The following is a 12,698-nucleotide window of genomic DNA, read 5'->3' as shown; positions in this document are numbered from 1 at the left end:
GGGTCGGGGTCAGCGGGGGTCGGGCACGTGCACCGTGTGGCGCCGGTGCCATTGCAGTCGCACCCGGCTGCCGCGGTAGGCGGCGACGTCCTCGGCGGAGGTCTCCAGGTTCTGCTGGAGTGCGGTGAGCCGGCCGCCGGCGTCGAGGTCGACGAGGAAGCGGGTCGAGTCCCCGAGATAGACGACCTCGGCGACGGTGCCGGCGGCGCTCTCGTGGTCCGGGCTCTCGTGGTCCGGGTCGCCGGGTTCGGCGGAGTCCTTGAGGACGCGGATCTTCTCGGGCCGGATGCTGTAGGTGCCCGGGGTGCCGACGACCCGCTGGGCGGACTCGCCCGCCAGCAGGTTGGAGGTGCCGACGAAGGACGCGACGAAGGGGGTCGCGGGGCGTTCGTAGACCTCGGCGGGGGTGCCGATCTGTTCGATGCGGCCCTCGTTGAAGACGGCGATGCGGTCGCTCATCGTCAGGGCCTCCTCCTGGTCGTGGGTGACGAAGACGAAGGTGATGCCCACCTCCCGCTGGAGCGCCTTGAGTTCGACCTGCATCTGCTCGCGCAGTTTCAGGTCGAGGGCGCCGAGCGGTTCGTCGAGCAGCAGTACGCGGGGGCGGCCGACGAGGGCGCGGGCGAGGGCGACGCGTTGCCGCTGGCCGCCGGAGAGCTGGGCGGGGCGGCGGGTGCCGTAGCCCTCGAGTCGCACCTCCGCAAGGGCTTTTCGGGCGCGGACGAGGCGTTCGGCTTTGGGGATCCCGCGGACCTTGAGGCCGTAGGCGACGTTCTGTTCGACCGTCATGTGCGGGAAGAGGGCGTAGTCCTGGAAGACGGTGTGGACGTCCCGTTCGAAGGGGGCGAGGCCGGTGACGTCCTGGCCGGCGAGTTCGACGGTGCCCCCGGTGGGGCTCTCGAAGCCGGCGATCATGCGGAGCACGGTCGTCTTGCCGGAGCCGGACGGGCCGAGCATCGAGAAGAACTCGCCGTCCCTGATCTCCAGGTCGACCCCGGCCACGGCGGTCGTGTCCCCGAACGATTTCCGCAGATCCCGCAGCCGGATCGCAATCCCCTCCATGGGCGGGAACCTTTCTGGTGCTCTGTAACGTTGCACGGAAACATATGAAGTCATAGTTCAAATCTCAAGACCCCTTTAGGGTAAAGCTTGAGTCAACGTGCAAGGTGGTGGCCGTGAACCAGCAGCAGCACATGAACGGCGGCGCCCGGAAAGCCGTCTTCGCCCCGGTCGACAACCGGGCGCGGGTGGACGCCGTCGTCAGCAGGCTCGGGGACGCCATCGAACTCGGACTGCTCTCCGACGGCGAGCAGCTGCCGGGCGAGAGCGAGCTCGCCGGGCAGCTCGGGGTGTCCACGGTGACCCTGCGGGAGGCGCTGATGGCGCTGCGCCAGCAGGGCCTGGTCACCACCCGCCGGGGGCGCGGCGGCGGCAGCTTCGTCTCCCTGCCCGAAGTCCCGGGCGAGGAGCGGCTGAAGGTCCGGCTGCGCGGCTGGAGCACCGAGGAGCTGCGCGACCTCGGCGACCACTGGGCGGCCCTGTCCGGCACCGCGGCCCGGCTCGCCGCCCAGCGCACCGAGCCCGAGGACCTGGTCCAACTCCGGCGTACGGCCGAGGAGTTGACGCACGCCGAGGGCGCGGCGGCGCGCGGCCGGATGTACGGCCGCTTCCACGTCGAGCTCGCCGCCGCCGCACAGTCCGCCCGACTCACCCGCGAACAGGTCGCGTTGCAGACCGAGGTCGGCGCACTGCTGTGTCTCGTGCTCGGGAACGACGAATATCGTGAAGAAGCCGCAGCCCGTCACCGCTCCGTAATCTCGGCCGTGCAAGATGGGGCCCACGATTCGGCCAGGGAGTTGGCCGAGCGGTGCGTGCAGGAATCGACGGCGCGGCTCATCGCCGAGCGTCTGGCCCTGTAGCTGCCACCGCGTCCGCTCCCCGTCTGCTGGAGGGCACGCATGAGCCTCGCGACGGCAACACCGGCCACGGCACCCGAGCAGTCCGTCGCCGCCGGGGTCCGCTCGGCTCTGGAGTCCGTGTTCGACGCCGTGGCCAGCACCCGCGCCGACACGACGGCGCTGCTCGCCGAGGTGGCCGCACGGGGCCGCCGCCCGGCGACCGTGGACCTCGCCGCACTGCGCCCGGGGCTCCATCTCCGGCTCGCCCGGCACGAGTTGGTGTCCGGCGTCGGCTTCGTCGCCACGCCGGGCCTGCTGAGCGACGTACCCGCATGGCTGGAGTGGTGGCAGACCACCGCCGACGGAGGCGTACGGCCGCTGCTGCTCGACCTCGATCCCGAGCACTCGGCGTACGCCGACTACACGCACTGGGACTGGTTCGCGCTGCCCCGCGACACCGGGGAGCGGGCGGTCGCCGGGCCGTACGTCGACTACCTCTGCTCGGACGAGTACAGCCTCACGCTGTCCGCGCCGGTCCTGATGGAGGGACGGTTCGCCGGGGTGGCGGCGGCGGACGTGTACCTACGGCACTTCGAGGCGGCCGTGATGCCGATGCTGCACCGGCTGCCGGGACCGGCCCGGCTGGTGAACGCGCGCGGCCGGGTCGCCGCGTCCACCGACCCCCGGCACCTGGTCGGTTCGCTCAGCAAGGGGCCGGACTTCGCCGAGGCGCTCGCGGCGGGCCGGGCGGGGTGCGCGCGGGGGTCGCGGCTGGTGCCGTGCGACGGGGTGCCGTTGGTGCTGGTCGTCGCGGAGCGGTGACGTCGGCGGTCGCGGAACGATGGCCGAACTCACGTATGTGCGGGCCCGGTTGAGGGGGATACGCGCGGCCCAGCCCTCACTCGGCCGCGGGGACCACCCTCAGGTGTCCGGCGCCGCGTCCCGCCCTGCGGAACCTGGCCGGCGGTGTGCGGCGGGCCTCGCGCAGGACCAGTGTCAGACGCGTATAGCCCATGTTCTCAAGGGTCTTGGGGGTCTCGCCGACGACACGACAATCCGTGGCACCCCAGCGCGGGTCGGGGTGCAGCAGCGGGCGGACCGCGCCGTCGTGCTCCACGGCCGCCTCCTCGCCGACCGCGCGGATCCAGTGCGGCAGGCCCTGCCGGTAGGCGGCCTCCATGATCGGGTCCTGGGCGATGTCCCGGCGGATCGCCTGAAGGCCGTGGTCGTGTCCGTGGCTCTCCACGGCGGCGGCGAAGCGGGCCAGCATCGGCAGGCACCAACTCGACTCGTGCTGACCGAGAACGGTGCTCGCGTCGGGGTGGAAGAGCACGAAGCGAAGGAAGTTGTCGCCGGGCATCGCCGTCGGATGCGGGCCGACCGCCCGGAAAAGTGACTTGAACGCGCCGTTGGTCAACACCACGTCCCAGCGGTGGTCCACGACGACGGAGGGGAAAGTGACGGCCTCCAACAGCGTGGCGTAGTCCAGCAGATACGCCTGGGCCTCGGGACTCTCGGGGACGGGCCGCGGCGCGGACCGCTGCCCACCTGCCTGATACGCCATCGGGAGGTCACCCCTCTTGCCTATGCGGCCTTCTCGCGGCGCCTTGATCCTGGTGCCCCGGCGCGAGCCATGTCAACTATCGTGGCATTTCATGCTTGTTGACGGCTGAAATTGGCCACAGTTGTGGCGAGACCTGGATGCGGGTTCGAACCAACCGCTACTCTCCGGGATGTTCACGGCCCCCGTTTGTGAGAAGCCTGTGAGAGACGTAGACGTATAGGAGATCTGTCGGTGTCGGATGGCTTCGAGGTACCGGGCACGACGGCGACCGCTCTGCTGCCCGCCGCCGTCGACCGCGTCACCGCGCTCGCCGGACGGCTCGACGTGCCCCAGGCCGAGGTCGTCCACATCGGCCGGCTGTCCGTCGCCTGCGGTGTCCCGGAGCCCGTGGTCAGAGCCCTGCTGAGCGGCCGTCCCGCGGGCGAGCCCGATGTGCAGGCCCGGTTCCTGCAACGCCTCGACCTGCTGCGCCGTACCAGACTCAAGCCCAACGGGCGCAAGTACACCCAGCAGGAGATCGCCGACGGCGCGGGCATGTCCCGCCAGCAGGCGGGCGCGCTCATCAACGGCGACCGGCGTCCCACCATGGAGCACTGCGACGCGCTCCAGCGCTTCTTCCGCGTGCACGCCGGATTCCTCACGGCCGAGGACCCCGAAGCCCTCGCGGGCGCCCTCCAGCGCACCGAGCAGGAGCTGTTGCAGAAGCTCGCGGACCGTGAGCGGGCGGCGGCCGAGGCCGCGGAGGACCCGCTGGAGCGGCTGCTCCAGGACCACGGAGTGCGCGGAATCGCCTGGCGGGCCGCGCAGTTGCCCACCGACCAGCACCGCGACAAGGTCGCCGAGTGGCTGGACATGCTCCTGGAGAGCGTGAAGCGGCCCGAGTCGTGATCCGGGGGAGGACTGTGGGCATCGGACGGCAGATGCGCCGCCTGTGCGGTGAGTTGGTCGCGGAGCTGAGCCTCGGCGCACCCGCACGCCCGCACGACCTGTACGCCGCGCTGTGCGACGCGATGAGCCGCCGCCGGGGCCGCCCGGTCCAGTTCCGTACGGCCGCCTTCCCGGCCTGCACGGCGAGCGGACTGTGGCTCGACATGGCGGACCAGGATCTCGTGGTGATCGAGGAACGCACCGCGCCCGACCACCAGTTGGTGATCCTGGGTCACGAGCTGTGGCACATGAAGGCCGGGCACTGCGGCCCGCACCTGGAGGGCACCGCGGTGGCCGCCCGGCTCCTCGGCGACACCGTCGACGAGGCCGCGTTGCGCGCGACCGTCCTCAAGGTGGCCGCCCGCAGCCGGTTCGAGCGCGCCGACGAGCGGGAGGCGGAGAGCTTCGGTCTGCTGCTCGCCAGCAAGTGCCGTACGTGGCTGGCCGGTTCGTCGCTCAAGGGACCCGCGCAGCACGACCATCTGGCGGGGCGGATCGAGGCGGCGCTGGGGTATCCGGGGCCGTGGAGCTAGGAATTGACGGCTCGTCACGTGTTCCGTAGACCATGCGGCCTGCCCGTCCAGGTCGCGACACCATGCAGTCGGCCCGGCTAGGTCGCGCTGCGTTCGCTCGCCTCCCTCAGGTCCCGCTCCATCGCGCCGCCCTGGGCCGTGACGCCGGGGCGGCCCTCGCACAGCAGGTCGCGCCAGTGCTCGCGGCTCCAGTGGGCGGGGGTGGTGGTGCCGGTGAACTCATTGACCAGGGTGAGGAATCGGCCCGGGTCCGTGTGGAACGGGAAGTGCCCCGCGCCCTCGAAGATCTCCAGCCGGCTGCCGGGCATGGCCTCGTGGGCGCCGTACGCGTGCCGTACCGGCACCACGCTGTCCCGGTCGCCCCACAGCAGCATGGTCGGCATGCCCTCGGTCAGATAGCAGCGGTCGAGCATGGTCACCACCTGGCCGCGCCAGTCGACGACCGCGCGCAGGGTGCGGATGAAGGCGTTGCGGGCGGTCTCGTCGGGCAACGCGTCGACGAGGGTGAGGAGTTCGGGGGCGTCCCGGCCGAGGTCGGTGTCGAGGAGCCTCATCAGCCCCACGGCGAGGCCGACTTGGAGACGCATGCCGGGCAACCGCAGTGCGGACAGGGCGAGATGGGAACCGGGGAGCGAGACGAGCCGTAGCACCGGATTGACCTCGCGGCCCACACCGCCCGCGCTGACGAGGACGAGGCGTTCGGTGCGCTCGGGGAACTGGTAGGCGAACTGCATCGCCACTCCCCCGCCCAGCGAGTGCCCGAGCAGGGTCGCGGACTCGATGCCGAGCGTGGTGAGCAGATCGCGCACACCGTTCGCGTAGGCGGCGACCGAGTAGTCGGCCCGCGGTTTGTCGGAGGCGCCGTGGCCGAGGAGGTCGGGCGCGATCACCGTGTGGGTGCGGGCGAGTTCGGGGATCAGGTCGGTCCAGGTCGCGGAGGAGTCGCCGATGCCGTGGATGAGGACCAGCGCCGGGCCCTTGCCGGCCATGCGGAAGGCACGGCGGTATCCGTGCACGACGCGGTACTGCAACTCGAGTTCTCCGGCACCCACCGAGCGCAGTCGTGCGGCGCGCGCCGGGCGCCGTGCCGGGACGTCCTCCACGCACTCGCCTCCCGTTCACCTGGCCGCCCACGGACGGCCGAAAGCCCTTCCCCCCAGCGTAGGGCCGCTGTCCCACCGGGGATTTCGGTGACGTTTCGCCTCCGCTAAGCGGGCGAACCGACGCCCGCCACAGCGGCATTGTCAGTGGCACCCGGCAAGCTGGAGTCGTGCCACCGCCGTGCGGGGGCGCATGACGCCGACCAGGGGAGAGCCGTCCTATGCAGACCGCAGTGATGACCGACCGCGAGCGCGCCGCCGTTCAGGCCTATCTACGGCTGCTGCACACGGTCCGAGCAGCCTTCGACGGCCCGCCGGGCGCCCCTCGCCCCGTGCTTGTCCCGCCCTCGGTACTGGCCGAGGCGGACCAGGCGTTGACGGACGCCGGGCTCGCGGGCAACGAGGAGGCGTTCTTCCGGCTGTTGCAGAGCTGGGGTCCGGAGGGGTGAGCGGGGTGTCGAAGGCCAGGAGATCAAGCGCGGTTCACGGACGCGGGGCCGTGACCGGATGCGGGACCGTGACGGCCGTGGCGACCAGTCCGCGGCCGACGGTCCAGCGGCCCTCGAAGACGTTGAGGCGTTCGCCGTCGACCACCGGGCCGGGCACGAGGAGCAGGGCTCGGAGGCTGCCGCGTGCTTCCTCGCCGGGGTCCGTGAACACCTCGATGTCGGCCTCGGAGAAGTCGAGCCACTTGCCGGTGAGGGGGAACCAGGCTTTGTAGACGGACTCCTTGGCGCTGAACAGGAGCCGGTCCCAGTGCACGCCGGGCCGCTCCGCGCCCAGGCGTGCCAGGCGCTCCTGTTCGGCGGGGAGGGAGACGGAGCCGAGGATGCCGTCCGGGAGCGGGGCGTGCGGTTCGGCGTCGATGCCGAGCGAGGCGAGGTCGTCGGCGCGGGCCAGCGCGGCGGCGCAGTAGCCGTCGCAGTGGGTCATGCTGCCGATGACGCCGGCGGGCCAGCCCGGCGCTCCGTGGGCGCCGGGCAGGATCGGCTGCGGGGGCACGCCGAGCTTCTCCATCGCGCGCCGGGCACAGGCCCGTACGGCGGCGAACTCGCGGCGGCGCTTGGGCACCGCGCGGGCCACGCGGGCCTCTTCCTCGGGGTACAGCGGGGCGTCCTGGAGCCCCTCGTCACCGTGTGTCTCCACGGTCACCACGGAGTCCGGAAGCAGTTCCTCGATCACCGGTTCCGACCTCCATCGGCAGGATGCGGCGCAGTCGGCCCGGGGGATCCGGACGCTTCTGCCACTCGCGGGGATATCCCACGGACACCTCTTCGAAGCGGACCCCCTCGTGGTGGGTGGTCCGCGGGATGTGGAGATGGCCGTAGACCATGGTGTCCACGCGGAATCTGCGGTGCCAGTCGGCGGTCAGGGTGGTGCCGCACCACATGGCGAACTCGGGGTACCACAGGACCTCGGTGGGGTGGCGGTCCAGGGGGTAGTGGTTGATCAGGACCGTGGGCAGGGTGTCGGGGATCTCGGTGAGCCGACGCTCGGTCTCGGCGACGCGGGCCCGGCACCAGGCCTCGCGGCTGGGGTAGGGGTCGGGGTGCAGCAGGAACTCGTCGTTGCAGACGACGCCGGTGCCGTGCGCGTACGTCAGTCCCTCGGCCTTGGTGGCGCAGCCGGCCGGCAGGAACGAGTAGTCGTAGAGCAGGAACAGCGGGGCCACGACGACCGGGCCGCCGGGGCCCTCCCAGACGGGGTAGGGGTCCTCGGGTGTGACGACGCCCAGCTGTCGGCACAGGGCGACGAGGTGCTCGTAGCGGGCGACGCCGCGCAGGGTGACGGAGTCCTTGGGGTGGGTCCACAGTTCGTGGTTGCCGGGGGCCCAGAGGACCTTGCGGAAGCGGCCGGCGAGGAGTTCGAGGACCCAGCGGATGTCGGCCACGGTCTCGGCGATGTCACCGGCCACGATCAGCCAGTCGTCGTCCGTGACGGGCCGCATGTCCTCGACCAGGGCGCGGTTCTCGGCGTACCCGATGTGCAGGTCGCTGATGGCCAGCAGCTGTCCGGCACCGCCGGCCGTCGACTCCACCCTCGCCCCCTCCGTACACACGAATAAGTCCACGAGATCACACGCCGCCGTTCCGCGACAAGACGGCCGGGGCATACGCGGCGGTCAGGGCGGGGCGACGGCGGGAGTTCACATGCCGGGTGGGCACCATCGGGGAATCCGTAACACGGGTGTTGCACGCGGCACCCTTTGAAAGCCGTATGATCGCCCCAACACCACCGCTACGAACGCCCCTTCGCCGAGGGCGGTTTGGTGTACCTCCAACCACCCTGGCCGGGCACGGCCCTGCTCCGCCGTGCCCGCGAACCCGAAAGGACGGCCCTGCATGGTCTCTCGCGTACGCGTCTGGCTCAACCGCACGTACGCGGAGAACGTGTTCTTCATGGATCAGCTGCGGAGAAATCCCAGCGACAGGGCCGTCGAGATCCATGCCACGCACGGCGACGCGGACTCCCCCGTACTGGCCGCCGCCGACACCGCCGACCTGGAGCCCGAGGGCCTGTCCCCGGCCGCGTACGTCGAGTTCGCGCTCGACCAGTGCGCCCGTCGCGGCATCGACGTGTTCGTGCCCCGGCTGCACCAGTCGGAGATCGTGGCGCACCGCGCGGACTTCGAGGCGGTGGGCACGGCGCTGCTGGCGCCGACCCCCGAGGCCGTCGCCGTCTTCCACGACAAGGTGATCGCGTACGAGGCCGTCCAGGCGATCGGCGTGCCCGTACCGCCGTGGTGGCGGGTCCGCACGGCGCCCCAACTCGTCGCCGCCGTCGAGGAGTTGGAGGCCGCAGGCCACAAGGCGTGCTTCAAGCCGGCGTCCGGTGCGGGCGGGGTGGGCTTCCGCGTGATCACGCGCGCCCCCTTCTCGCTCATGCACCTCAACGGCTTCCCGAGCCCCTACGTCCCGCTCGACATGGTCGTCGAGGCGCTGGAGCAGGCCGACGAGCAGGTCGACTGGCTGGTCATGCCGAGGCTTGAGGAGCCGGAGGTGTCGGTGGACTGTCTGACCGGTCCCGACAACCTGGTCCGGCTCGCCGTGGGCCGCACGAAGAACGGCCGCCGTCGCGGTTTCACCCTGCACGAGCAGTGGCTGGAGCCGGCCCGCCGGATCGCGGAGGGCTTCGGGCTGCACTACCTGTCCAACATCCAGTTCCGCATGTTCGGCGACCAGCCCGTGCTGATGGACGTCAACACCCGCCCCGCGGGCGGCCTGCACCAGCTGTCGCTGTGCGGGGTCAACGCCCCTTGGGCGGCAGTGCAGTTGGCGCTCGGCGAGGACCCGGGCACGATGGAGCCGCCGTTCCTGGGCGCGGACTACGCGGTGGTGTCCGGCCCGCGTCAGCTGCGTCCGGTGTCGCTCCCGCACCAGCGCGCGGAGGAGTCGGAGCCCCTGCTCCCGGCCGCGCCGGCACCCGCGCAGGACGAGGTGGAGACGGCACCGCAGACCTCCGAGACGGGCAGCCGGGCAGCCGCCCGCGCGTAACTCGCTGGCCTGGACCACAACTTCATACCGGTATGGGCCAATCATGGTGGCACGTCTTGACACCGCGATTGGTCCATACCAACTTGGTTGCGCACCCTCTTGCACTCCCGAACACCCCCATTACTTCAGGGAGATCGCGTGCGCGACACACTCAGACGTTCCAGACATCGGCTCCTCGCCCTGCTCGGTACCGCCGCCCTGGCCATGGCCGGGGCGATCGCGCTGCCCGGCACGGCCCAGGCGGCCAACGTCCTGACCAACCCCGGCTTCGAGTCGGGCAGTCTCTCCCCCTGGTCCTGCACCGGAAACCTCGGCTCGGTGGTCTCCTCTCCGGTGCACGGCGGTTCCAAAGCCCTTGCGGGCGCGGTGAGTTCGAGCGACACCGCACAGTGCACCCAGACGGTAGCCGTGCAACCGAACACGGCCTACTCGCTCAGCGGCTGGGTGCGCGGCAGTTACGTCTACCTCGGTGTCAACGGCGGCTCCTCGACGTGGACTTCGTCCCCGTCGGCGTACAGCCAGCTGACGACGTCCTTCACCACCGGCGCCTCGCAGACCAGCGCCACCATCTATGTGCACGGCTGGTACGCCCAGGGCACCTACTATGCGGACGACATCAGCCTCGACGGCCCGGGCGGTGGCGGCGGTGGCGACACCCAGGCCCCGACCGCGCCGACCGGACTGACCTCGACGGCCAAGACGTCGTCGACCGTGTCGCTGTCGTGGGGCGCGTCGAGCGACAACGTGGGCGTCACGGCGTACGACATCTACAGCGGTTCGAACCAGGTCCTCAGCGTCTCCGGTACGAGCGGCACGGTCAGCGGGCTCGCGGCCAGTACCGCCTACACGTTCACCGTGAAGGCGCGCGACGCGGCCGGGAACAGTTCGGCGGCCTCGGGCGCGGTGAGCGTCACGACGAGTGCCGGCACCGGCGGCGGCACCGGGTTCACCCAGGCCGCACCATATCTCTACGAGGGCTGGGGCGATCCGCCGAGCCCGAGCACGGTGATGAGCGCGACCGGCATCAAGTGGTTCACGATGGCGTTCGTGCTGGACTCCGGTGGCTGCACCCCGAGTTGGGACGGCAGCCGGCCGCTGACCGGTGGCGTCGACCAGACCGCCATCAACCAGATCCGCGCGGCCGGCGGTGACATCGTGCCGTCGTTCGGCGGCTGGTCGGGCAGCAAGCTCGGCGCCAACTGCTCCTCCGCGAGCGCGCTCGCCGGGGCTCTGCAGAAGGTGATCGACGCCTACGGCCTCAAGGCGATCGACATGGACATCGAGAACTCGGACGAGTTCGAGAACGAGGCCGTGCAGGCGAAGATCCTGACCGCTCTGAAGACCGTCAAGGCCAACAACCCGGGCCTGCGCACGATCGTCACCTTCGGCACCTCGACGACCGGCCCGACGTACTACGGCAACCGGCTCATCGAGCAGGCGCAGTCGCTCAACGCCAACATCGACGTCTTCACCATCATGCCGTTCGACTTCGGCGGCGGCGCCGACATGTACGGCAACACGGTCGCCGCGGCCGAGGGCCTGAAGACCAAGCTGAAGTCCACGTTCGGGTGGGACGACGCGACGGCCTACTCCCACATCGGCATCTCGGGCATGAACGGTCTGTCGGACCAGTCGGAGACCACGACTCCCGCGATCTGGACCTCGATCCGCGACTGGTCGAACTCGCATCACATCGCCCGGCTCGCCTTCTGGTCGGTCAACCGTGACCGCGGGTGCGCCGGCGGCGGAGTGGTGAGCAACTGCTCCGGCATCAGCCAGAACACCTGGCAGTTCACGTCCATCACGGCCGGTTTCACCGGCTGACGACCCCCACCCCTGGCGGCCGGTCCCCCGTGTGGGCCGGCCGCCTCGGTCTACGCCCCGCCAGTCGTCTCCGCCCGTCAGAAACGGCCCGATCCGCGGTACAGCTCCAACTCCCCGTCCAGCTCCACGGCGAGGACCGTGGCGAGCGGGTCGAGATCGGCCAGAGGTGGCGGATCGATCCACAACTGCCCCACGGCCTCGTGCAGTCCGCCGATGACCCGGTGGGCGAGTTCGGTGCCGGTACCGAGCACGGTGACCCTGCGGACCGGGGTGACCAGCCCGCGGACACCGATCTCGGCGCGCGGGATGTCGTACAGGGTGAGATAGAGGGTGCGCCGGTCGGCGGAGAGAGTGCTCGGCCCGTAGTGGTGCCCGGCCGGGAGTCCGCGCACCGTGCCGTACACGGCGTCGGCGTGCCTGCGGATCCACTCCCCCAGGCCTTCGAGGCGCTCGACCTGCGGCTGCGGGATCGTGCCGTCCTCCATCGGGCCCACGTCCAGGAGGAGGTTGCCGCCCCCGCCGATCGTCTCCGTGAAGTAACGCACCAGCTGGCTCAGCGACTTGTGGTTGTCGTCGTGGTGCTGGTAGCCCCACGAGTCGTTGATGGTGAGGCACAACTCCCAGGGCCCGTCCGGGGGTTCGACGGGGGCGCCCTGCTCCGGCGTCGCGTAGTCGCCCTCGCTGAGCATGCGCGCGTTGAAGACGACGTCCGGTGAGTACGAGCGGATCAGCGCGGCGAGTTCCTTGATGCGCCACTGCTCCTCACTGCGGTCCCACTCGCCGTCGAACCACATCAGGTCGGGCCGGTAGCGGGAGGCCAACTCCCGTATCTGGCCGTCCCGGTAGACGATGAACCGCTCCCAGGCCACCAGGTCCTCGTCCTCGGCCGAGCACTCGGAGTAGCGGTTGTCCTCCTGCTCCGGCGGGCGGCCCGGCTTGCGGGTGGTGGCGTAGTCGGGGTGGTTCCAGTCGGAGTGCGAGTAGTAGAGGCCTACTTTGAGGTCCCGCTCGCGGAGTGCGTCGGCGTAGCCGGCTATGTAGTCCCTGCCGAGGTTGAGATCGCCGAACTCGCTGTCCCACAGGGCCACTCCGTCGTGGTGGCGGCTGGTGAGGACGGCGTACCTGGCGCCGGCGCGGGCGAACAGGTCGGCCCAGGCACGCGGGTCGTACTTCGCGCCGGTGAAGCGGTCGAGCTGGGACATGTACCGGTCGTGCGGCACGATGTCGTCGTAGAACGACCAGGACTCCGCAGCGAGGCCGCCGTGGAGATCGTCCGCGGCGCGCGGACCCGAGCGTTGGCCCTTGGTCTGACCAGGCATCGGTCAACGCGTCCAGCCTGTCGCTGCACAGTCCCGACG

The 12,698-nt window shown here is 70.9% G+C and carries 13 protein-coding genes; 7 read left to right on the top strand and 6 right to left on the bottom strand.

What is annotated here, in order from left to right; translation table 11 throughout:
- Window positions 1–9 precede the first annotated feature (9 nt).
- On the bottom strand, window positions 10–1,062 hold the full coding sequence (locus ACNFOC_RS40645; protein WP_416964041.1) for an ABC transporter ATP-binding protein: 1,053 nt from the start codon (window positions 1,060–1,062) through the stop codon (window positions 10–12).
- Between the two features lie 113 nt (window positions 1,063–1,175).
- Between ACNFOC_RS40645 and ACNFOC_RS40640 the strand changes: the two genes are divergently transcribed.
- Both ACNFOC_RS40640 and ACNFOC_RS40635 read left to right on the top strand, forming a co-directional pair.
- On the top strand, window positions 1,176–1,919 hold the full coding sequence (locus ACNFOC_RS40640; RefSeq protein WP_521986302.1) for a FadR/GntR family transcriptional regulator: 744 nt from the start codon (window positions 1,176–1,178) through the stop codon (window positions 1,917–1,919).
- A gap of 39 nt (window positions 1,920–1,958) precedes the next feature.
- The gene (locus ACNFOC_RS40635) at window positions 1,959–2,720 is read left to right on the top strand and encodes a cache domain-containing protein (RefSeq protein ID WP_416964040.1); all 762 of its coding nucleotides are present in this window, start codon (window positions 1,959–1,961) and stop codon (window positions 2,718–2,720) included.
- Window positions 2,721–2,796: 76 nt separating this feature from the next.
- On the opposite strand, the gene ACNFOC_RS40630 is transcribed toward ACNFOC_RS40635, so the two are convergent.
- Window positions 2,797–3,462, bottom strand: a complete 666-nt coding sequence (locus ACNFOC_RS40630; RefSeq protein WP_416964039.1) for an MmyB family transcriptional regulator — start codon at window positions 3,460–3,462, stop codon at window positions 2,797–2,799.
- 231 nt (window positions 3,463–3,693) lie between these two features.
- Between ACNFOC_RS40630 and ACNFOC_RS40625 the strand changes: the two genes are divergently transcribed.
- Window positions 3,694–4,350 carry a helix-turn-helix domain-containing protein gene (locus ACNFOC_RS40625; protein WP_416964038.1) on the top strand — a complete coding sequence of 219 codons (657 nt, stop codon included), beginning with the start codon at window positions 3,694–3,696 and terminating at the stop codon, window positions 4,348–4,350.
- A gap of 32 nt (window positions 4,351–4,382) precedes the next feature.
- Window positions 4,383–4,922 (top strand): toxin-antitoxin system, toxin component, encoded by a 540-nt coding sequence (locus ACNFOC_RS40620; protein WP_416964042.1) that lies wholly within the window; start codon window positions 4,383–4,385, stop codon window positions 4,920–4,922.
- A 77-nt stretch (window positions 4,923–4,999) separates the two neighbouring features.
- Here ACNFOC_RS40620 and ACNFOC_RS40615 read toward each other — a convergent pair whose 3' ends face one another.
- Window positions 5,000–6,025: an alpha/beta fold hydrolase gene (locus ACNFOC_RS40615; RefSeq protein ID WP_416964037.1), complete on the bottom strand. Its 1,026-nt coding sequence runs from the start codon at window positions 6,023–6,025 to the stop codon at window positions 5,000–5,002.
- A 218-nt stretch (window positions 6,026–6,243) separates the two neighbouring features.
- Here ACNFOC_RS40615 and ACNFOC_RS40610 point away from each other — a divergent pair, with 218 nt between their 5' ends.
- Window positions 6,244–6,471, top strand: coding sequence for a hypothetical protein (locus ACNFOC_RS40610; protein WP_393757764.1), 228 nt, complete (start codon window positions 6,244–6,246; stop codon window positions 6,469–6,471).
- 34 nt (window positions 6,472–6,505) lie between these two features.
- On the opposite strand, the gene ACNFOC_RS40605 is transcribed toward ACNFOC_RS40610, so the two are convergent.
- Both ACNFOC_RS40605 and ACNFOC_RS40600 read right to left on the bottom strand, forming a co-directional pair.
- Window positions 6,506–7,204 (bottom strand): 4'-phosphopantetheinyl transferase family protein, encoded by a 699-nt coding sequence (locus ACNFOC_RS40605; RefSeq protein ID WP_416964036.1) that lies wholly within the window; start codon window positions 7,202–7,204, stop codon window positions 6,506–6,508.
- Window positions 7,152–8,060, bottom strand: coding sequence for a metallophosphoesterase family protein (locus ACNFOC_RS40600; protein ID WP_416964035.1), 909 nt, complete (start codon window positions 8,058–8,060; stop codon window positions 7,152–7,154). Before ACNFOC_RS40600 ends, ACNFOC_RS40605 begins: the two co-directional genes overlap by 53 nt.
- 304 nt (window positions 8,061–8,364) lie before the next feature.
- Here ACNFOC_RS40600 and ACNFOC_RS40595 point away from each other — a divergent pair, with 304 nt between their 5' ends.
- A complete protein-coding gene (locus tag ACNFOC_RS40595) occupies window positions 8,365–9,516 on the top strand; it encodes an ATP-grasp domain-containing protein (protein ID WP_416964034.1) in 1,152 nt (383 codons plus the stop codon).
- A gap of 138 nt (window positions 9,517–9,654) precedes the next feature.
- Entirely contained in the window at window positions 9,655–11,340 is a 1,686-nt protein-coding gene (locus ACNFOC_RS40590; RefSeq protein WP_416964033.1) for a carbohydrate binding domain-containing protein, read from the top strand.
- Window positions 11,341–11,417: 77 nt separating this feature from the next.
- Here the strand turns inward: ACNFOC_RS40590 and ACNFOC_RS40585 are convergent, their stop codons facing one another.
- Window positions 11,418–12,659, bottom strand: coding sequence for an alpha-L-fucosidase (locus ACNFOC_RS40585; RefSeq protein ID WP_416964032.1), 1,242 nt, complete (start codon window positions 12,657–12,659; stop codon window positions 11,418–11,420).
- Window positions 12,660–12,698 lie beyond the last annotated feature (39 nt).

Origin of the sequence: Streptomyces colwelliae, from assembly GCF_048158785.1 — a bacterium.
In the GTDB taxonomy this organism is placed as follows: domain Bacteria; phylum Actinomycetota; class Actinomycetes; order Streptomycetales; family Streptomycetaceae; genus Streptomyces.
The sequence above is the reverse complement of the archived record's forward strand: the minus strand, read 5'-3'. Positions and strand labels throughout refer to the sequence as shown.